Consider the following 21,209-nt stretch of genomic DNA (forward strand, 5'->3'; position numbering starts at 1 on the left):
TAAATGCACCGCCATACCGGCTTTGCATTTCTATCTAAAGCAAATGAATAACTTATTATTAATATCCTTTTATGAAAAAAAGAATCATACAACTGGCAGGTCTTCTGCTACTCACAACCGGTACGTACGCCCAGACGGAAGTTACAGCTGGTGTGATGCGTGGTAAGGCCTATGGAGTGACCTATCTGCTGCCGAAAACTGAAATTCAGCTTACCATTGTGGCAACCAAACATACATACACTCCGGGAGAATTTTGCAAATATGCCGAACAGTTTCTGAAACTGACTGGCATTTCTCCACTGTCAAGAGAGTATTGGACACTGGACAAAATACAAACTTCCACTATCGGAGTACCGGACAAGGATAACGTTTATTTCGTAAAGCTGAAAGACAAAACGGTTGCTCCCCTTATAGAACTGACTGAAGACGGCATTGTACGCTCCATCAATATGCCTTATAGCGGAAAGAAAGAAAAGAAACAAGTCTCTGCCCCACTCTATGCGGCATCCGAGACACTTGACCCGCGTACTTTCCTCACGCAGGAAATTCTTATGGCCAGCTCAAGTGCTAAAATGGCCGAACTGGTTGCACAGGAAATCTACAACATACGCGAAAGCAAAAACGCTCTGTTAAGAGGCGAGGCAGACAACATGCCCAAAGACGGAGAACAGCTTAAACTGATGCTCGACAACCTGAATCGTCAGGAAAAAGCCATGACGGAAATGTTTACCGGAAATACGGTCGAGCAATCCCAAACATTCACCGTACGCATTACTCCCAAAGAAATGCAAAATGCAGTAATTTCGCGCTTCTCTACACGCTTGGGAGTCGTAGACAGCAATAATCTGGCCGGCGAGCCTATATACATCAGCATCACCGACCTTAAAACAATCAACATTCCGCCAGTCGACGAGAAAGATCAAAAGAAGAAAATAGAAGGAGTGGCCTACAATGCACCCGGTAAAGCCAAAATAGAGATAAAATACAAACACCAGAAATTGTTTGAAGACGAACTCCCGGTGAGCCAATTTGGCACCACGGAATACCTTGCTCCTGTACTATTCAATAAGAACAGTGTTACCCAAGTGCTTTTCGACACTACAACGGGTGGCTTGCTGAAGGTAGACAGAGGCGAATAAAACCATCTTTATGCAACTGCATGATGTAAGTTGCAACACGCGAAGCATAATCCGCTTCGTTCGAGAAATGAACGGCCAGCAGTTCCACTATTTCATTAACGGTACGCTGGCCGTTTATTAATTGCCAAACGGCTGTCCCATGCTCTTCCAACGTTACATGTATATCCTGCGACAGCCCTTTAAACAACCAGAAACGACGCATCCATTCCTTCTTAAACCGAGGAAAGGCGAGCACAACGTACTCACCTTTCCATTCAGTTTTTACCTGTTCACTACGAACCGGAATGGCATTCAACAAACTAATTTTGTCTACTGTATCCGGCATATTACTTATTCCTTAATGTTAGGTTCTTCCAAGCCAAGGCCCTTCTTACGGTCGACTACTTTCAATACAAAACCAAGAATCAATGCGGCAACACCCAGACAGGCAAGCATTACAAGCGGCGCTGTATAATCATAAGAGACAGCTGCTTCTTCCGGTGTAATGACTCCATTCTGCAAATCGGCCACAAGCTGCGGATTGGTACGGTCGAGCACCTTTCCTATCAGAAGCGGGAAAAGCCACAAACCGATATTCTGAATCCAGAAGATAAGCGCATAGGCACTACCAATGATTTTAGCATCGACCAACTTAGGCACACTAGGCCACAAAGAAGCAGGAACCAACGAGAAACTTGCTCCGAGTACAAGAATGGTAAGATAAGCAATAATCACACCACCAATCGCATTATCCTTGAATTGCGGTAATACAAAAGCGAAAGTCAAATGACAGAAGATCAGCAGAATGGAACCAACCACAAGCATGGTTGCTGCTTTTCCTTTATGATCGACATAATTGCCCAATATAGGTGTAATACCTACTGCCAGCAACGGGAATACAGCAAAAACAGTCTCGGCGCTTTGACGCATATAACCCATATAACAGAAAGCAACCAATGCCACTGCTGCAACAACCAGTAATCCGTATTTCATACTGACACGCTTGGAGAAATTGCTGGCAAAAGCGGCAGCAGCCACAACCAGCATGATACAGTATTGAATTATGGTCACCGTATTAGTTGCCCAGAATGAATCGGCTGGCACATCAGTAAATATCAGGTTACATTGCAACATATTTACAGCATACTTCTGGAACGGGAAAATGGCAGAGTAATAAAGCACGCACAGCAATGCAACCAACCAGAATCCACCGCTTGTAAGAATCTTCTTCAAATCGGAAATCTTAAAGGGATCATCTTTTTCTTCTGCCTCGCCAGTCTGTGCGTCAAGCTTCTTATCCATAAAGAAATAAACGATAAACATGATCAAGGCTATCATCAGCAGTACTACACCGAATGCTACAGAACGGGAAACGTCAATTACACCTCCCAACTTGGCAAATACCGGAGAGAAGATCATACAGGTTGCCACACCTAAACGTGCAAGTGCCATTTCCGAACCCATAGCCAATGCCAGCTCGCGGCCTTTAAACCATTTAATCAATCCTCTGGAAACTGTAATACCCGCCATCTCAACACCACAGCCGAAGATCATAAAACCAATGGCTGCAAACTTGGCTGAGGCAGGCATACCTCTATAAAAAGGAGAAATACCCAATTCATCAAAAACCGGGATATAATTCAGATTATTATTAAACCAGTTCTCAAGTCCGCTGCCTTGAAAACTTTCGGTAACGGCATACCAATTGATAATAGCACCTACAAGCATCACTGTTCCTGAAAGAAGGGCTGTAAAACGTACTCCCATCTTATCCAGAATGATACCGGCAAAAATCAGAAAGAATACAAAAACATTCAAAAACGTTTCAGAACCCTGCATCGTACCAAAAGCTGTAGAATCCCAGCCTCGTGTAGATTGCATCAAATCTTTAATAGGTGAAAGAATGTCCATAAAGATGTATGAACAGAACATGGCAAAAGCCAAGAAAAGCAGTACCATCCAGCGCATAGCCGCTGAATCGCGCAACGTCTGGAGATTTTTTTCAGATGTCATCATTTCAATTAGTATGTTATTAGTTAATTTATTAAGCAACAAAAATAATGAAAATATGCTAGTCTTTCCAGCTATTATGCTAAAAAAGAATACCGATAATCAGACTTTATTAAACATACAGATATAAAAAACACGGATTACATGAAAATAGGGAATAAATTACCCCTTCAAATTCATGTAATCCGTGCCTAAATTATCTCAAATCACGCATAACGGCCACGCCGTTCTGTCCTTAATTGGCTGCTGAATCAGAAGCAGCAGGAGCAGGTGTAGCAGCAGCAGGAGCTTCAGTCTGCGGTGCTGTTGTACCTACGGGCATATTATACGGATTTGTCTTCTCTTCTTGCTGTGCTTGTTCCAATATCACATCACCACTCTTGCTGGAAGCAGAAGGAACAGTATAAGCAGCAACAACACTGAATATAACCATAGCCGCAGCTAATGTCCATGTTGCTTTTTCCAGGAAATCGGTAGTTTTGCGTACACCCATAATCGCATTGGATGAAGAAAAGCCTGATGCCAGACCTCCACCCTTTGAATTCTGGATTAAAACAATGAAACACATCAATACTGATGCAATCAGCATTAAGATAATTAATAATGAATACATTTTGTTATTTTGATTTAGCGTTAATAATCAATTTCTCCAAAAATCTGATTTGGTCTGCAAAGTAAGCATTTTTTTTTGGATAATTCAAACTTAATTTTTTAATAATTTCAAGAGCTTTATCATATCGGTGCTGTTTGATGTATATTTTTGCCAAAGTTTCGGTAAAACAGCTGTCATCCAACTCTTCTTTGCCGTAAATATCATCCAAATTCTCCTCATCCGGCTCTTCATTATCCAAATCATCACCGGCTGCCTGATCAGCTGTCTCGGAAGGCTCATCTGCACCGATTATTTGACAAGCGCCTTCTATAGGTTGCTCTGCTGTAGCCTCCAGCATCGATGATTGAGACGAACTACATTCCTCAACACTTTCCGCTGCATCATCCGGCTGTTCAGGCATTGCATCCAATTTTGTATCTGTAGCAGACGGAACTGCTTCTTCCACAGTTTCCTTCTCGTCTCTCTTCAAGAAATCATCAATGAGATTCTGCCCCCTCAGCTTAGGCACTTCCTCTTGCGGGCTTTCTTCATTCAATCCATTGTCTTCACTCAGCAGATAGGCTGTATAATCCATCGAATAGTCCAATTTCATCGGTTGAGTCTGCTCTTCTGGCATAGTTGCCAAAAAAGTATCAATCAGGAAAAGAGTACGATCGACGCTAGGTTCTTCTTTCAATTCAGTATCTATCCTATTGGACAGTTTCTGAGCCTGCAACTTATAACGATCACCTTCTATCAGGTAGAACAAGACACGACGATCGGCAACATAAAGTACTGCCTTCCGCAACTCTGAACCAAAAGCTGTATCGTGCAACAAATACAAATTCTTCAGGTACAACAAACGAAGTGACTGGAAATAAGGATAACGGGCTACCATCGTACGAAGCTCGTACAAAGTATCCCTGTTCAGCATCTCCGGATGCTCAATCCACTGTTGCAAATGTACAGATGTCATTTCCCTATATTACCAGTTAGCTACTGTTGAATTAAATATTTGCTCTGCAATATCTTTAACCATCACGGTAATCAGTCCGTCCTGTACCGAGGTCAGCAATTGCGATGAGTCGTACGTCTGGAAAGCAGAGAATTGCTGGTCGGTAAAGTCTTCTTCGTGATTGGTATTATTGACATACGACACTTTCACCGTCAAAGTCAGTTTTACTTTCGAAGAATAACCACTGGCATCTACAGCTTCATTATACTGATTATATCCTATAATCTCACCGCTAATCTCCAAATCTCCTCCCGAATCAACCAAACGAAGACTTGTCTGCTGAATGAACATGTCTTTCAGCTTCTGATTGAATTCGATCGCCAAAGGTGCATAAACATAATCGGCATGGTTCTCAAAATCAGCAATCGAAATTGTCTTAACTTTCGTATAATCTATTGAACTAATCGGAGCAAGACCTATCTTTATGCTACAAGAATACAGCACAATGCCCGATATTGCCAATAAAAGTATTAATGATATCTTTCTAATCCAACCCATATTCTTTAATCTTTCTGTATAAAGTCCGTTCGGAAATGTTCAGATCATGTGCCGCCGCTTTGCGTTTGCCATGATGCTTTTCAAGTGCTTTCCGTATCATTTCTTTTTCTACATCATCCAGTGACAACGATTCTTCCACATACTCTTCCGTATCCTGAATATCATCATCGACAGGCGTAACTGCCTTAATCGGAGAATGAATAATAGCAGGTACTGAGGGTTGTGCCGGAGTCACAATAGAAGCCTCGGAGGATAAATAAGGTGAAGGAGATGCAGACGAAATTCCCGCAGCACGTTCAGTCATAATCTCATGCACCAGTTTCTTTAACTCCGTAACATCCTGACGCATATCAAAAAGGACCTGATAAAGTATCTCACGTTCACTCTCAAAACTCTTGTGTTCCTTTGCTCCGAACAAAGCAGGAAGTTTCTGCACATTACTTTGCAACGGCAGATATCCCTTCAAAATAGAAGCATCTATTTCACGGTTAGTTTCAATAATTGAGATCTGCTCTGTAATATTCTTCAACTGACGGACATTACCTGGCCACGAATAAGACATTAATTCACGTTTGGCATCTTCCGTCAACTGAATGGCAGGCATCCTGTATTTATCCGCAAAATCGGTCGCAAACTTTCGGAACAGCAGAACCACATCTTCACCTCTCTCTCGCAAAGGAGGAATCTGTATAGGAACTGTATTCAAACGATAATACAGATCCTCACGAAAACGGCCGTCCGCAATAGCCTGAGTCAAATTTACGTTTGTAGCAGCAACAATACGCACATCCGTCTTTTCTACTTTCGACGAACCTACCTTGATAAATTCTCCCGTTTCAAGTACTCGAAGCAAACGGGCCTGAGTAGGTAAAGGCAACTCTCCTACTTCATCCAGAAAGATAGTACCACCATTTGCTTCTCCAAAATATCCTTTTCGCTCGCCGATAGCTCCTGTAAAGGCTCCTTTTTCATGGCCGAAAAGCTCCGAATCGATAGTACCTTCCGGAATAGCTCCACAGTTCACTGCAATGTATTGCCCGTGTTTACGTCGGCTATACTGATGGATGATTTGGGGAAAACTTTCCTTACCTACACCGCTTTCCCCAGTTATCAAGACAGACAAGTCAGTAGGTGCCACCTGAATCGCTATATCAATGGCGCGCGTCAATCCATCATTGTTACCAATGATGCCAAAACGCAACTTCACTTGCTGTATTTCTGCTTTCGTCATATTTATAATTCCTCTTCTATACTGTCAAGCTTCAACTTGTCACTATCATCACGTTTCTCGTAATATTGCTTTCGCAGTGGATTTGCACGCATATTCTTTTCATGCAAACGGTTACGGAACACATCAATCGCTACATAAACAGCCTGGCGGAACGAATCTTCCGAAGCTACACCCTTTCCTGCAATATCATAAGCAGTGCCATGCGCCGGCGAAGTACGAACGACAGGCAAACCAGCCGTATAGTTCACTCCTTCATCCATTGCCAGTGCTTTAAATGGTGCCAAACCCTGATCGTGATACATGGCCAATACTCCATCGAAATGGGAAAGATTGCCCGAACCCATAAATCCGTCAGCAGGATAAGGTCCGAAACAAAGTACCCCCTTGGCAGCCATCTCCTGAATAGCAGGGATTATAATTTCCTGTTCCTCCATTCCCAATAATCCACCATCACCGGCATGAGGATTCAAAGCTAATACTGCGATACGTGGTGCTCCTATACCAAAATCCTGTTTTAAAGAACGATTGAAAATCTCCAATTTCTCTTCTATCAATTCCTTGGTAATGGTCGAAGCAACCTGGGCAATGGGAATATGTCCGGTAACCAATGCTACACGAAAATCACCTTTCATCAGAATCATAAGAGCCTTTTCACCATCGCCCAACCGTTCCTCAATGTATTCGGTATGGCCGGGAAAAGAGAACTCCTCAGACTGAATGGTGTGCTTGTTTATAGGTGCAGTCACAATAGCATCGATCAAACCTTCCCGATACTCTTCTATAGCTTTCTCCAAAGCACTTAAAGCAGCTTTCCCTGCTTCGGGATCAGCCTTCGAGAACTCTACCTTTACTTCATCATCAGTACAATTAACCACACTCAGCTTATCTGGCATAGCCTCTGAAGCCGAATTCACAATACTAAAGTTAGTAGAGAGATCTAAAGACTTCCGATGATAGGCTGCAACCTTAGGAGAACCATATATAATCGGTGTACACAATTCCAACATCATGGGATCTTCAAAAGTCTTCAGAATCACTTCATATCCCACTCCATTAATGTCACCTTGTGTTATGCCAATTCTTATTTTGTTATCTTCCATTCTTATTTTTTATTAGTAGTTGAATCATTACTTATCACAATAGCCGGTATTGTTACTTCTACCTGTCGGCTATTTGGTAACTTCAAAGTATAAAGAGAAGCTTCCATCTGACGTACAAGATTACGTTTCATCTTATCAGGAGAGTAAACAAATATCTCTGAAACAACAATTTGTTGGTTAGCTCTGTCCAAACGAACGTGAGACACAAACGGGCCACCCATAAAATCGCCCTTAATACGCCACAGCCCACGAACTTCCAGCGCATACTCGCCTTGCACACTAATAGGACGTACATCAGTCATCAACGAATCAGTCATCATATACATTCCTTCGCGTGCTCCTGGAATATTGATTTTCATCACAGAATCACGTTTGTGAACAAAATATTCTTTTGTGAAAGTATTCTTATCGGTATATGGATAAGTATAAATAACAAAATTCTGATCGCCAGTTGCAGCATTAGTTCCTGCCCAGAAAAAGTTCTCGCCTTGTTTCGTTGCTGTCAACTCGCCAGGTACCCATACATCACAATCAAACATACTCTTTACTTTCGTTGTGACATAATCACTATGATTGGTTTCCAAAGCAAAAATTTGCCGGTTCATCTCTGCATGAGTAAAATAGTCTATAATGACTTGTTTGTTTTTTGTAACAAACTCACCAAATGTCTTTTCATCAGGAGCCTGAATTGTCAAGATAGACTGCGGTGCAGCATAGACATTCTGAGCAGACTTTAACTTAGGCTGTGTATAGAGGTCTTTGTTCACCTCTACTACGATAATGTTACGGATAATTTTTAAGGTAGCGTCATAATTCGACGGATCAGTATACATAATGCGGAAAGAGCGTTCTGATTGAGGCAATCCCGGTACATCAGAGTCGAGTACGTCAAACAAAGCTCTACCAGCCGGCCGCTCCCACATATCCAAATCTATTACAACAAGAACTTCATATGCACGCCCACTTGAGGTCGGGGTAAACATACTCTTCTTTTTACCATTACCACATGCCACAAACAAAACAGACATAAGGAACATGCTCAAATAAACCAAGTGCCTTTTCATAATCACATTATTTTAGTTTCTACAAAACTACGAAAAATCAGTAAATCCTTTCGGGCAAAGTTAATAATTTATATTAATTCTTGTTTATTCTCCTCTTGCTTCGCCGTAGAGAGCATTCCACAGGCTGCAAATATATCCTCACCTCGTGAAGCACGTATTGTAGTAAACAATCCATGTGAAGTCAGATAATCCCGGAAAGTAACCATAGTATCCATATCAGCTCCCTGCAAATCAACACCTGGAATTGCATGGAAACGAATCAAATTAATTCTGCAATCTACGCCACGCAATAGTTTCAAAAGTTCTTTGGCATAAGGCAGAGAGTCGTTGACTCCCTTAAACATGATATATTCAAAAGAAAGTCTCCGCTGTTTGCTGAAATCATAGTTGCGCAACAGATCAACTATTTCAGTTATTGAGAAAGCCTTTTCAGCAGGCATCAAGTCACGGCGTTGCAGCGGTAACGGAGAATGAAGACTAACAGCCAAATGACAATCGGATTCCTCAATAAAACGTTGTAACCCCTTGCGGAGGCCTACAGTAGAGAGAGTCACTCTTTTCGGGCTCCAACCATATCCGTAATCAGAGGTCATTATTTCCAAAGCCTTCAATACCTCATTAAGATTATCCAAAGGCTCTCCCATCCCCATCATTACTACATTGGTCAGATTATCACGTTCCGGCAAAGAGTTTATCTGATTTATTATCTGATTAGCCGTAAGGTTAGCAGTAAATCCTTGTTTTCCAGTCATACAAAACTTACAATTCATTTTGCAACCTACTTGTGAAGACACACACAACGTAGCACGGTCATCATCAGGGATATAAACAGATTCAACAAAATGGTTTTCACCGACACGGAACAGATACTTTACAGTACCATCAACCGAACGCATCGCATCTATCGGTCCCTCAGCTCCAACCTCATACTGTTCTTTCAGCAGTTCTCTATGTTTTAACGACAAATTGGTCATTTCATCTATTGAAAAAACTTTTTTATCATACAGCCAAGAAGCTATTTGTTTGGCTGAAAAGCTTGGCATGCCAAGATTCTTTACAACAGACTGCAATTCAGAAAGAGTCAATCCCAAAAGGGGAAGTTTTTGTGCCATATTCTTATATTCTTTTATCTTGCAAAGGTACAAATAAAGTAATATAAAGACAACGGTGACAATAGAAACTTGCCCCACGTATCGAAAAACAACAGGACTATCAGAATATATACAAAAAATCCGGGCTTCAGATTTCAGACCCGATATTCTGAAACCTAAAGCCCGGATGTATTTTTTAGAGTAAAACCTCTATTCTAACTTATTAGAAGAAGAGATAACGAGTATCTTTCACATTGGCTTTCAGATACAAGTCACTCATAAACTGACCTGCCATACGTGCATGCATGTTTTCCAATGTAGTCTCTTCAGTTTCCTTATTAAAGGTTTCGTTCAGTTTTTCTTTTGCATAAGGTTGAAGAACAAAGACACCACCCTGACCTTTAATCGGAGCACTCAGCTTATTAACTTCTGCAACCGATGCATAAGCACTTACTGCAGGCTCACTGCTGTGCAATGCTGATACATAAGCGGGAGCCGAGAAAGTAACATGTTTCACTGAATCGCTCACTGCATTAGCCATATTCTTATACTGATCAAATGAAGTCGCACCAGCAGCCTTCATATCAGCCATAATCTTCTCAGCTTTCTTGTCACGGATAACTTCAGCTCTCAACTGATCTTTCACCAGAGCCAAAGGACGATATCCTTCTTTAACGATGCCAGCCAAACCTACAACCAGCATATGATCGCTCTCGCCACACTCATACAAACCAGAAACTTCACCCACCTTAGCTTCGAAAGCCCATTTCAGTGCATCCTTTGTTCCACGGATACCACCAATTCCATGTTCTGAGCTATACAAGTCATCTTTAGGGAAGAGTCTGTAACCAGCGTCTTCAGCATTGGCCATCATCTTTTCAAGCGTATTATTAGCAGCTATAAACTGGCTGAAATCATTGTATGCCTTATTATAGGTTTCCTTGCTAAACTCAACAGGACGTTTAATCACTGCGACTTTATATTTATCCCTCACAGCTTTCTTATTAGTTACCTGCAAAATAACATTAGCTTGACCTAAAGCCAGATTCTGCAGTTCATTCTGTCCCATAGTAGTAACAGCAGTTACATACTTCAGATTATCACCATCCAGCTGGGCACCTTCGTAATTGGCAGAAGTAATCCATACAGCTTCGCCAGTCTGTCCATACTTCTTAGCTACTTCAGCAAAATCAGCACCACCCTTAATGGCATTATAGATACTGTCAGCCAAAGTCTTAGTCTTATCAGCATCTTCGGCTACTACCTGAATCTGACGATATTCGATAGAGTCAGGCATTGAAGTTTCAGCCAATTTCTTGAATGTATTCAGAGTATTGTCTGCTACATTATAATAGGGACCAAACACCTCTCCTACATTTACTGAATCCAAACGTGCAGTAACGTCAGAAGGCAAAGTTCTTGTTGTGTAGAACAAATCTACATACGGAGTTTCAGAACCAGTAGAACGGATAAACGATGTATAATCAGAAGAAGTAGAAGCCAATTGAGCTGTATATTCTTCCATTTCCTTTTGCAAAGCAGCACGGTCTTCAGCACTTGCTGTTACCTGAACATCAATATAACGGATGTTACGAGTTTCAACATATTGCTTGAATTGCTCTTTCTTTTTATCGTATGCAGCCTGCAAATCAGCATCGCTTACTGTAATCGTAGAATCTGTAACAGAAGAGTAAGGAATGGCTGCTAAAAGCAGATCGGTCTGATTTATACGTGCATCAAACGCATCCTGTGCCTCAACAGAGTTAGCGAACAGAGATTTGGCGATCAACGATGTGTATTTTTCCTGCAAGCGAGCTTCAATCAGAGATTGTTCGATAAATGCCCACAGCTTGTACATTGCATCGTATTGTTCTACATATTGAGCAGGCATCTGTGCTCTGTTCATCTTTGAATAATCAACCAGGAACTTCTTCAACATATCCTTATCGAAAGCACCTGTCTGGGCATTCACAAAAGGAGTTCTTTGCAACATGTAGTGCGTTCCTTCATCTATAATGGACTGTATTTCTGCTTTCGAAACTGTCAGGCCTAACTTCTCAGCTTCATTCTCAATCAGCTTATTGTTGACATATCTTTGCCAAACTTCATCTTTAATCTGATTGGTTTCTTCATCACTCAATGTTGATCTACCGGTAGAGAACTTAACGACTTCCGTATATTCTTCCACCATTGTCTGATAATCTTGAGCGGAAATAGTTTCTCCGTTCACTTCTCCTACGTCTTGTGACTGATGCGGCTGAAGAACCTTCCATGCATCACCCGCGATGAAAGCAAACAACGCCACACCAATTACAATCACCAATAAAGGTCCTTTCGACCGAATGTTTTGTAATGTTGCCATTTTTGTTAATTAGATTTATTTGTTTATTTATTACTTTCTTATTTTTACCGATTTTAGCGCACGAAGATACAAAAAATGCTAATACGCATCTATTTATTCGCCGAAATTTTGCATCTAAATAGCATTATTCGGTTACTTTGAGCCGCACCAGTTCAATTTTAGTAGCTGTAACCTTAATAATCTTAAACTGATAACGGTCTACTGTTACCACTTCGTGCAGCTTGGGAAAGTTTTGGTAACTGTTCAGAATAAGCCCGCCTACCGTCAAATAATCATCCGATTCCGGAAGATCCAGACCAAACGTTTCGTTTACCTTCTCAATTTCCAGACGCGCAGACAAAACATATTCATTCTCTCCAATTTGTTTACATACATACGACGTATTGTCATGTTCGTCTTCTATGTCTCCAAAGATTTCTTCTACCAAATCCTCCAAAGAAACAATACCAGAGGTCCCGCCAAACTCATCTACCACAACTGCAATCGTTTTCTTCTGTTGCATAAACAGTTTCATCAGTTTGTGAGCCGCCATCGTTTCGGGAACAATGGGAACATCCTTCACATTATTTCGCCAATCGGCCGGATTACGGAACATCTCCGACGAATGAATATAACCTATCACATTATCTATACTACCGTCGTACACTATTATTTTCGAAATACCCGACTCCACAAAAAGACTTTTCAGCTCGTCCAGTGAAGCACTGACATCAACTGCTACAACTTCGGTACGCGGCACAATACAATCACGTATCTTGATATTCGAGAAGTCGAGCGCATTCTGAAATATTTTCACCTCGGCATCCAGATTCTCCTCACTTTCGGCATTTTCGATACTCGACTGGACGAAATAATCCAAATCGACCTTTCCAAATGCTCTGGCACGCGCCTCTTTATTAATACGTACGCCGAAAATATACAAAAAGACAGACGAAAGCCCTGAAGCTAATTTAGAGACCGGAAACAAGACTACATAGCATACAAACAACGGCATGGCACATACACGTAAGGCCAGATTGGGATTGATCTTAAACAATGTTTTAGGTAGGAACTCACCCGTCACCAAGATAACCAGTGTTGAAATAATCGTTTGTATCAGTACTACCGCAAAATGATTCGAAATAACTCCGGCCAATAGATTCCCTTCGATAATCTGCGCCATAAAAATACCGTAAATAACCAGCGCAATATTATTGCCCACCAGCATTGTCGAAATGAAATCGTTAGGATTGCGGAAGAAATAAGAAAGAATGGCAGACGTTACACCAGCTTTCTTGTCCATTTCAAAACGTAGCTTGTCGACCGAAACAAAGGCAATCTCCATTCCCGAGAAAAAGGCAGAGAAAGCCATGGTTATCAGCAAATAAATAATAGTGTCTAACATACTTATCCGATACTGTCCGTCTTCAGGCTGTCGGAAGGAGTGGCTCCCTCTTCCTCGTCGATATAGAATATACCGTCAGTCTTGAAGAAACGATATTTTGTCATTTGTTCATTCGATTCAAAGCCCCATGCATAAATAATCTGATCGGGCTGCTCGATACGCACACGCTTGTCCGAATAAACCTTCTTTTTCGTCTGATCCCAATAAAGCAGCTCTGTATCAAACTTCTCTCCCTTCAGGTTCTGTATATGTACATTACCTATCAGTTTCCAAAGCTTCTGCTTGTCGTAAAAATAAGCAGTATCAGACTTTATACTTGCTTCGACCTGAAACAAGGTATCGAACTTCTCCAGATAGACTCCCTTTTCGAAAGACCAGTAAGAAGGAGACTTACGATCGAACACCTTCCACTCCTCGGTAAGAATGCGGTAACGCGTAACACCAGAGTCTGAAATAAGCGTCGTGACTCCCCGCGTATCCATCACCGGCATCGAATCACGTTCGGTAATGGCTGCGCCCAGTTCTTGCTTCTTTCCAGAGCAGGCCGAAAATAAAAGGAGCATAACCATTCCCCCTAAGACAATGGTTATGCTCAGATTTCTAAAATATATTACGCCCTTCGATTGTGATGACATCATATTATCGAATGGTTGTAGACTCACCTATCCAGCCACCAATAGTTACACGGTCGCCAGCCTTATAACCCAACATAAACAAGTCTTTTGCCTGCGGGGTATAAGCTGAATAGGTAGAAATAAGCTTATTGGCTTCCTCGGTCACGCTCGGATCGATCGATTTAGCTTTCTGAAGCTTGTCGATTACGAGGAAGTAAGTACATTTGTTCAAAGCAGGCTCATCACTCCACTTCGGATTGGAAGCATAGATGTGTGCCAACATGATATATGCCTGTCCGTAGTCTTCTTTGAAAGAAAGGGCCTTCTGACAGTAAGATCTTGCCTGAGAAAGCTTCTTGGCACTAAACAGAGCAGCAGCTGTTGCATAAGACATTTCAGCTTTCTTTGCATTGTCAGTTTCCATACCCAAAGCTTCGTCGAAATACTTCACGGCGTTATCGTAGTCGCCTTTCTTATAATACATATAGGCTACACCTACAGCAGCATCTGCACTCGGGTCGATACGATACAGGTAATCAGAAGCCTTGAAGTAAACTTCGCTTTCATTACATTTCATCATCTTCAGGATAGCGATAGTCTTCTTCAGGAAAGTGGAGTCGCTTTGGTTAGCTTCTACTTTCGGACCATAGATATTCTGCAGAGATTCGCAGTCGGCTACACCACTGTTAACGAACATGGCAACCAAGTTCTCTTTAATAGCTTCCAGATTTTTCTTCTTATTAGGCTTTGTTTCATTGGCAATAGCCTCTTCTATATATTTAGAAGCATCCAGATAATCCTGGAAGAACTGATCGGTATGATTACTGTCAGCTTTCACTTTCTGCATGGACACATCCAGGAAGTAGTGCAACACTGCACCGTCAACTTCCCCCTTACCAGTAGTTACTGATTCCTTCAGCCAATTATAAGCCTGATCAAGATTCAAAGACGGAGCATACATCAGATAGTCAATAGCCTTTGTACCCAGAGCAGTTGCTTCGCTGGGAATACCGCTCTTATATTTTGTAGCAAACTCGGGAAGATACTTGATCTTCAGATCATGCACTTCCATCAGTTCGTCAAAATACTTTTTGTAGTCAGCCGAGTTACGGTCTTTATTAGTTTGCAAGAAATTCTGCAGAATTTCGATAGCATCCTTAAAAGTATAATATCTCAGCGTAGGACACTCTTTCAGCACGGCCATACAGGGTGCATATGCGTCCTTATAGTTCTTGGCATTAACTGCCTCATGCGAAATACTACTGTTCGCATTACAATCGTTTTGTGCAAAAACGCTGGTTGCTCCACCCGAAAGGAGCAATACAGCAGCCACAAGCGTCTTAATTTTCATTGTATCAAAATTTTAGTTGTGATATTTTTGTCTATTCTTTAATTCACTTTACGCTTGAAGAACCAACGTTCGTTGAAGGTTACTCCGATGCAAACCCGGAATGTGTTTTCATCCAGCAAGCCGGCATGTTTGCCAGATACTCTGACGTACTGACCGGAAATGCTCAATATCGAACGTGTTCTCGGAATGGGCAATCCGAAACCGGCAGTTACGCCGTACTCATCAGCCGCCCGCTTTCCTTCCATTTTATAATAAGGCTGGGAGTAATAGGCTCCCACACGATATTTCACAACCGACAGATAACTTCTGCCCATTGGATTCGGCATGTACTCTGCACCGAGGCTTATGCGGCGACGGTTGCTGAAAGCATCAGAGCTGTTCATAAACGATGTCTTGCTCCAATTCTGCAACATCACATCGGCTCCCACTGTCAGACGACCGTCGTACACGTAGGTGAATCCGGCACCTAACGTTGTAGGTATGCCACACGTAGCAACCGTATCACGTTGCGATACGGTGTATCCCATCGAACTGTTGCCAGTAGTAGTCTGCGTATAAGCATCGTTGTTCAAGTCGTGACCGGGCGAGAAAACAACACCCAACGTCACCTGATGCTTCTTGCCGAACTGATGCGTATATTGCGCACCCAAATCGAGCTTATAGCTGGTCACCGACACATTTTGTTCGCGTTCGAAAGCGAAAGCCGACGACGTATTGGGATAAGTCACGTTTACAGTATGTGTGATGTCTCCCCAAAGATACGAAATATTCGCACCAATAGAAAAGTTTTTAAATATTTTAAGTCCAGTACCCAGATAAATTTGGTGCAAACCACCGTCACCGGTATAAGAAACCTGTTCCACTTCACGGGTTTCGCCGATGTTGTATCCTACATTGGAGTAAGGAAGCAAACCTAAACTGATGCCCGCCCACTTGGCTGCACGGAACTGCATGGTGATATAGTCGAAACTCGAATTCTTGGCATTTTGCTTCAGCACACCATTGCTGAAATTGGTATTCTGCAACGAAATACCACCGTCGAATATAAAGGTCAGCGAATCTACGGCGCTATAGGATGCCGGATTGGCGAAGTTGACCTGGGAGTTATCGCGCAAACCATAGGCAATGCCTCCCATTGCCTTACTGCTTCCCGGACCCTGGTCGGCTAATTGTCCGTATCCATATCTTGTATAGGGAGAATTCGTATTATTCTGAGCGAATGCCACTCCGGATAACAACGTGAGCACGAGCGTCACAAGCGTTTGTCTATATCCTGTCATTATAGTTCAATATTCGGTTTAATCCTTTCAACACTAAAAATTTGTCTGCAAAGATGATATTTTTTAAGTTTGTATCAAAAGAAAATTCATTCCCGCCCGTTAAAAAAACCAAAAGTTCAGGATATTTATGCTTCATCGTTTGAATATAGCCTGAAATCTCATACTCCATTCCTTGCAGAACACCGGAACGGATGGCGGTATCGGTATCCTTGCCCAAAGGCAGCAGACGACCCTCGGCTTGCACCTGGGGCAGGCGGCCGGTAAACTGGTGCAGGGCCTTGAAACGCATCTGCAATCCCGGCGAAATGTTGCCTCCATGATAGCGACCCGAAGCATCGATAAACTCGTATGTAATGCAGGTACCCGCATCTATCACCAGCAGGTCGCGGCCGGGGCAAAGGGCGTTGGCACCTACCACGGCCGCCATACGGTCGTACCCCAGCGTACGGGGCGTCTCGTAAAGGTTCTCGACCGGCAACGGAGTATCGGCCCCCAGATAGAGCAAAGGAATGGGAAGCTCCTTCAAGCGATCCTGCACATCGGCCGTCAGATCGATAACCGTGGCGAGAATGGCCTTTCGGAAAGGATATTTCCGGCAGAAAGCGGGCAAGTGTTCCAGCGTCTCGTTCGAGTCGTGCACCACTTCGAGCAATTCATCTCCGTCGAAAGCCGCCAGTTTGGCGACGGTATTACCGATGTCGATAATCAGATTCATTGAAAACTCTTTTTGTTAAGCGGGCGCAAAGATACGACTGAATTTTGAATTTTCGACACAATATACGCAAGAAGATGAGTTGACGGGCAGTATTCCCCCTGTTCTGCCCCATAAACAACCCTCCGACAGCACATTTAAAGCCTCTCGGAAGCGACAAGTACAGTTGCCACATCGATACTAGTCAAGCCGGTTCTTACTCAAAAAGTCAGAGAAAAGCTCCTTTTGCTAACCACAACCTTTATCGACAACCTGCAAATAGAAGCCGAAACGCATAAAAAGCAGCCTTATAACGTATAAATATGCAGAAAAACACGACAAAAACGCTTCTTTTCGCACTGAACAATGCTTGCGGCGGACAGCAAGATTGCTTGTGTTGTACTTCCAGATTGCTTGTGCGGCTCGTCCAGACTGCTTGTGGCGCTCACCGAAACAGCTTTTCACCCCTGCGAACACTGCTTTTGGTAGCCATTTGGATACTTTTTTCTTCTATTTCAGATGTAAACATTTCGATACCCCACTATAAATGAAAGGAATACAGAAAACCGCTCGTAAATTTCCGGGCAAACGCCCCAACGTACGGAAATAACGGATTCTCGACGGCTTCCATCGGCAAAATGTCAAAACGTCAAAGCCACAGCCCCGGCCCGGCTTACAACCGTCCGCCGTCCGTAAACGAACAACGAAAGTGTCCGATTCCGAACACCACCGCCCCCACAGACACTCCTGAGCGCTTGGCACGCTCTTTGCTTTACTTTGGCAAGCCACGGTAACTACGGTTACCACGGAAACAGAAAAATTAATAGCCAAACTAAGATGAAGAAGATTTTACTTGCAGCCTGCCTGTGGATGCCCCTGATGCTCCACGCACAGAACGATACACTGACGCACGAACGGGACATCACCCTGAACGAAGCCATCGCCCTGGCACGTATACAGTCGGTAGACGCCGCCGTCGCCCTGAACGAACTGAAGACCGCCTATTGGGAATACCGCACGTTCCGGGCCAACCTGTTGCCCGAAGTCAACTTCACAGGCACGCTGCCCAACTATCGGAAGATATACAACTCGTACCAGAACGCCGACGGTACCTACTCGTACGTACGCGATAACGTGTTGGGGCTTTCGGGCGAAGTGTCCATCGACCAGAACATCTGGCTGACGGGAGGTAAACTCTCGCTCACCTCCTCGCTCGACTATCTGAAGGAGCTGGGCTCGAACGGCAGCAAACAGTTCATGTCCGTCCCCGTCAGTCTAGAACTGACGCAACCCATCTTCGGAGTCAACACCCTGAAGTGGGACCGCCGCATCGAGCCCGTGCGCTACTCCGAAGCCAAAGCCGCCTTTATAAGCGCCACCGAGGAAGTGACGATGAAAGCCATCACCTACTACTTCGAACTGCTGCTGGCCAAAGAGTCGCTCGCCACCGAACGCCAGAACAAGACCAACGCCGACCGCCTGTACGAAGTAGCCATTGCCAAGCGCAAAATGGGACAGATATCCGAAAACGACCTGCTGCAACTGAAGCTCAACGCCCTGCAAAGCAAGGCCGACGTCACTGCCGCCGAAAGTAATCTGAACGCCAAAATGTTCCAGTTGCGCTCCTTCCTCGGCGTGTCCGAACAGGAAACCCTGAACCCGACGCTGCCTACCTCCGTCCCCATGCTCAACATGGAATATAAACGCGTGCTCGAAAAAGCATTGGAACGCAACTCCTTCGCCCAGAACATCCGACGCCGCCAGTTGGAAGCCGATTACGAAGTGGCTACCGCCCGCGGCAACTTGCGCAGCATCGACCTCTTTGCCAGTGTGGGCTACACAGGTCAGTCGAACGCGCTGTCGACAGCCTACCGCGGACTGGTAGATAACCAAGTGGTGCAGGTCGGCGTCAAGATCCCCATCCTCGACTGGGGAAAACGACGCGGACAAGTAAGGGTGGCCAAAAGCAACCGTGAAGTGGTGCTCTCCAAAATACGCCAGGAACAGATGGACTTCAACCAGAACATCTTCCTGCTGGTCGAGAACTTCAACAACCAGGCACAGCAGCTCAACATCGCCCAAGAAGCCGACCTCATCGCCGAGAAGCGCTACCGAACCAGCGTAGAAACTTTTATGATAGGAAAAATCAGCACCCTCGACCTGAACGATGCCCAGAACTCGAAAGACGAAGCCCGCCAGAAACACATCTCCGAGCTATATTATTACTGGTACTATTTCTACCAGATACGCAGCCTCACCCTGTGGGACTTCGAACGCAACACCGAGCTCGAAGCCGACTTCGAGGACATTGTGAAAAGATAAAGCCGTCCGCCCACGTACGTTCCACGCACGAAAGACGGGCCGACCGCTTGCAACGTGCAAAGAGAATTGCTAACTTTGCACATACATTTAACTATACCTTATTATATATAAACATGATTCTTGTAATTGACGACGATAGCGCAGTACGTTCTTCGCTCAGCTTCATGCTGAAACGCGCCGGCTACGAAGTAAAGGCCGTGCCAGGCCCACGCGAAGCCATCGACACCGTCCGCGCCGAAGCTCCGGCACTGATACTGATGGATATGAACTTCACCCTCTCTACAACCGGCGAAGAAGGACTTACCCTGCTGAAACAAGTAAAAATATTCCGCCCCGAAACACCTGTCATACTGATGACCGCCTGGGGCAGCATCCAGCTGGCCGTACAAGGCATGCAGGCCGGCGCCTTCGACTTCATCACCAAACCGTGGAACAACGCCGCCCTGCTGCAACGCATCGAGACAGCCCTCGAACTGAATGCGCCGCAGACAGAAAGCACCACCGAGAAGGCCGACACACTGGACCGCAGCCACATCATCGGAAAATCGCGCGGACTGACGGAAGTGCTAAATACCGTAGCACGCATCGCACGCACCAATGCTTCGGTTCTCATCACTGGCGAAAGCGGCACCGGCAAAGAACTGATAGCCGAAGCCATCCACATCAATAGCCAGCGCGCCAAACAACCCTTCGTGAAAGTCAATTTGGGCGGTATCTCGCAAAGCCTTTTCGAAAGCGAAATGTTCGGCCACAAGAAAGGCGCCTTCACCGATGCCAGCGCCGATCGCATCGGCCGTTTCGAACTGGCCAATAAAGGAACCATCTTCCTTGACGAAATCGGCGACCTCGACCTTTCCTGTCAGGTGAAACTGCTCCGCGTATTGCAGGACCAGACCTTCGAAGTGCTCGGCGACAGCCGTCCCCGCAAAGTAGACGTGCGCATCGTATCGGCCACCAATGCCGACCTGCGCAAAATGGTATCCGAACGTACTTTCCGCGAGGACCTCTTCTACCGCATCAACCTCATCACCATCAAGCTTCCCGCCCTGCGCGAACGCCGCGAAGACATCCCCTTACTGGCACGCTACTTCGCCGACCGCCAGGCCGAAGCCAACGGACTGCCCCACACAGAGTTTGCATCCGATGCCCTGAGCTTCCTGTCGAAACTCCCCTACCCGGGAAACATCCGTGAGCTGAAGAACCTCGTCGAGCGCACCATCCTTGTCAGCGGCAAATCCGTCATCACCGCTGCCGACTTTGATACCCAATACCTGCGCACCAACGAACAACCTCAAGCCACCGAGAACGTATCGTATGCCAACATGACGCTGGACGAAATCGAACGCCACACCATACTTCAGGCGCTCGAACGTCACAAAGGAAACCTCAGCCAGGTAGCCCTGGCGTTAGGCATCAGCCGGGCTGCCCTTTATCGCCGGTTGGAGAAATACAACATTGCGGTCAACAATCTTTCGTAAAACTCATA

18 protein-coding genes are annotated in these 21,209 nt (G+C 44.4%); 3 read left to right on the forward strand and 15 right to left on the reverse strand.

Features of this window, described 5'->3' with window-relative positions; translation table 11 throughout:
• Positions 1–71 precede the first annotated feature (71 nt).
• Positions 72–1,139 carry a DUF4831 family protein gene (locus Q3C19_RS03425; protein ID WP_302727241.1) on the forward strand — a complete coding sequence of 356 codons (1,068 nt, stop codon included), beginning with the start codon at positions 72–74 and terminating at the stop codon, positions 1,137–1,139.
• Here the strand turns inward: Q3C19_RS03425 and Q3C19_RS03430 are convergent.
• The 15 genes from Q3C19_RS03430 to Q3C19_RS03500 all read right to left on the reverse strand — a co-directional run bounded on the left by Q3C19_RS03430 (position 1,099) and on the right by Q3C19_RS03500 (position 17,425).
• Complete coding sequence (locus tag Q3C19_RS03430; RefSeq protein ID WP_022162412.1) at positions 1,099–1,464, reverse strand: PqqD family protein; 366 nt, start codon at positions 1,462–1,464, stop codon at positions 1,099–1,101. The two genes, Q3C19_RS03425 and Q3C19_RS03430, sit on opposite strands and share 41 nt — an antisense overlap.
• Positions 1,465–1,469: 5 nt before the next feature.
• Complete coding sequence (locus tag Q3C19_RS03435; protein WP_302727242.1) at positions 1,470–3,134, reverse strand: MFS transporter; 1,665 nt, start codon at positions 3,132–3,134, stop codon at positions 1,470–1,472.
• Positions 3,135–3,363: 229 nt separating this feature from the next.
• Entirely contained in the window at positions 3,364–3,741 is a 378-nt protein-coding gene (secG, locus tag Q3C19_RS03440) for a preprotein translocase subunit SecG (RefSeq protein ID WP_022162410.1), read from the reverse strand.
• Between the two features lie 4 nt (positions 3,742–3,745).
• Positions 3,746–4,696: a tetratricopeptide repeat protein gene (locus Q3C19_RS03445; RefSeq protein ID WP_302727243.1), complete on the reverse strand. Its 951-nt coding sequence runs from the start codon at positions 4,694–4,696 to the stop codon at positions 3,746–3,748.
• 9 nt (positions 4,697–4,705) lie between these two features.
• A complete protein-coding gene (locus Q3C19_RS03450; protein WP_022162408.1) occupies positions 4,706–5,233 on the reverse strand; it encodes an LptE family protein in 528 nt (175 codons plus the stop codon).
• Positions 5,220–6,464, reverse strand: coding sequence for a sigma-54-dependent Fis family transcriptional regulator (locus Q3C19_RS03455; protein ID WP_022162407.1), 1,245 nt, complete (start codon positions 6,462–6,464; stop codon positions 5,220–5,222). The genes Q3C19_RS03450 and Q3C19_RS03455 overlap by 14 nt, the downstream gene beginning before the upstream one ends.
• Before the next feature lie 2 nt (positions 6,465–6,466).
• Complete coding sequence (gene pdxA / locus Q3C19_RS03460; protein ID WP_022162406.1) at positions 6,467–7,564, reverse strand: 4-hydroxythreonine-4-phosphate dehydrogenase PdxA; 1,098 nt, start codon at positions 7,562–7,564, stop codon at positions 6,467–6,469.
• A gap of 2 nt (positions 7,565–7,566) precedes the next feature.
• Positions 7,567–8,628: a DUF4837 family protein gene (locus Q3C19_RS03465; RefSeq protein WP_022162405.1), complete on the reverse strand. Its 1,062-nt coding sequence runs from the start codon at positions 8,626–8,628 to the stop codon at positions 7,567–7,569.
• A 68-nt stretch (positions 8,629–8,696) separates the two neighbouring features.
• Positions 8,697–9,740, reverse strand: coding sequence for a 23S rRNA (adenine(2503)-C(2))-methyltransferase RlmN (gene rlmN, locus Q3C19_RS03470; protein WP_022162404.1), 1,044 nt, complete (start codon positions 9,738–9,740; stop codon positions 8,697–8,699).
• Between the two features lie 202 nt (positions 9,741–9,942).
• Positions 9,943–12,081 carry a SurA N-terminal domain-containing protein gene (locus tag Q3C19_RS03475; protein WP_302727247.1) on the reverse strand — a complete coding sequence of 713 codons (2,139 nt, stop codon included), beginning with the start codon at positions 12,079–12,081 and terminating at the stop codon, positions 9,943–9,945.
• 124 nt (positions 12,082–12,205) lie between these two features.
• On the reverse strand, positions 12,206–13,465 hold the full coding sequence (locus tag Q3C19_RS03480) for a hemolysin family protein (protein WP_071149973.1): 1,260 nt from the start codon (positions 13,463–13,465) through the stop codon (positions 12,206–12,208).
• A gap of 2 nt (positions 13,466–13,467) precedes the next feature.
• Positions 13,468–14,103: an LPS export ABC transporter periplasmic protein LptC gene (gene lptC / locus Q3C19_RS03485; RefSeq protein WP_302727249.1), complete on the reverse strand. Its 636-nt coding sequence runs from the start codon at positions 14,101–14,103 to the stop codon at positions 13,468–13,470.
• A gap of 1 nt (position 14,104) precedes the next feature.
• Complete coding sequence (locus tag Q3C19_RS03490) at positions 14,105–15,430, reverse strand: lipopolysaccharide assembly protein LapB (protein WP_302727251.1); 1,326 nt, start codon at positions 15,428–15,430, stop codon at positions 14,105–14,107.
• Between the two features lie 38 nt (positions 15,431–15,468).
• Positions 15,469–16,710 (reverse strand): hypothetical protein, encoded by a 1,242-nt coding sequence (locus Q3C19_RS03495; RefSeq protein WP_071149975.1) that lies wholly within the window; start codon positions 16,708–16,710, stop codon positions 15,469–15,471.
• Positions 16,697–17,425, reverse strand: a complete 729-nt coding sequence (locus tag Q3C19_RS03500) for a type III pantothenate kinase (RefSeq protein ID WP_277120222.1) — start codon at positions 17,423–17,425, stop codon at positions 16,697–16,699. Before Q3C19_RS03500 ends, Q3C19_RS03495 begins: the two co-directional genes overlap by 14 nt.
• An 813-nt stretch (positions 17,426–18,238) precedes the next feature.
• Here Q3C19_RS03500 and Q3C19_RS03505 point away from each other — a divergent pair.
• Positions 18,239–19,723, forward strand: coding sequence for a TolC family protein (locus tag Q3C19_RS03505; RefSeq protein WP_277120223.1), 1,485 nt, complete (start codon positions 18,239–18,241; stop codon positions 19,721–19,723).
• A 113-nt stretch (positions 19,724–19,836) separates the two neighbouring features.
• Positions 19,837–21,201, forward strand: a complete 1,365-nt coding sequence (locus tag Q3C19_RS03510; protein ID WP_302727255.1) for a sigma-54 dependent transcriptional regulator — start codon at positions 19,837–19,839, stop codon at positions 21,199–21,201.
• Positions 21,202–21,209 lie beyond the last annotated feature (8 nt).

The organism is Bacteroides sp. ET489, assembly GCF_030518095.1.
Classification (GTDB): domain Bacteria; phylum Bacteroidota; class Bacteroidia; order Bacteroidales; family Bacteroidaceae; genus Bacteroides; species Bacteroides ndongoniae.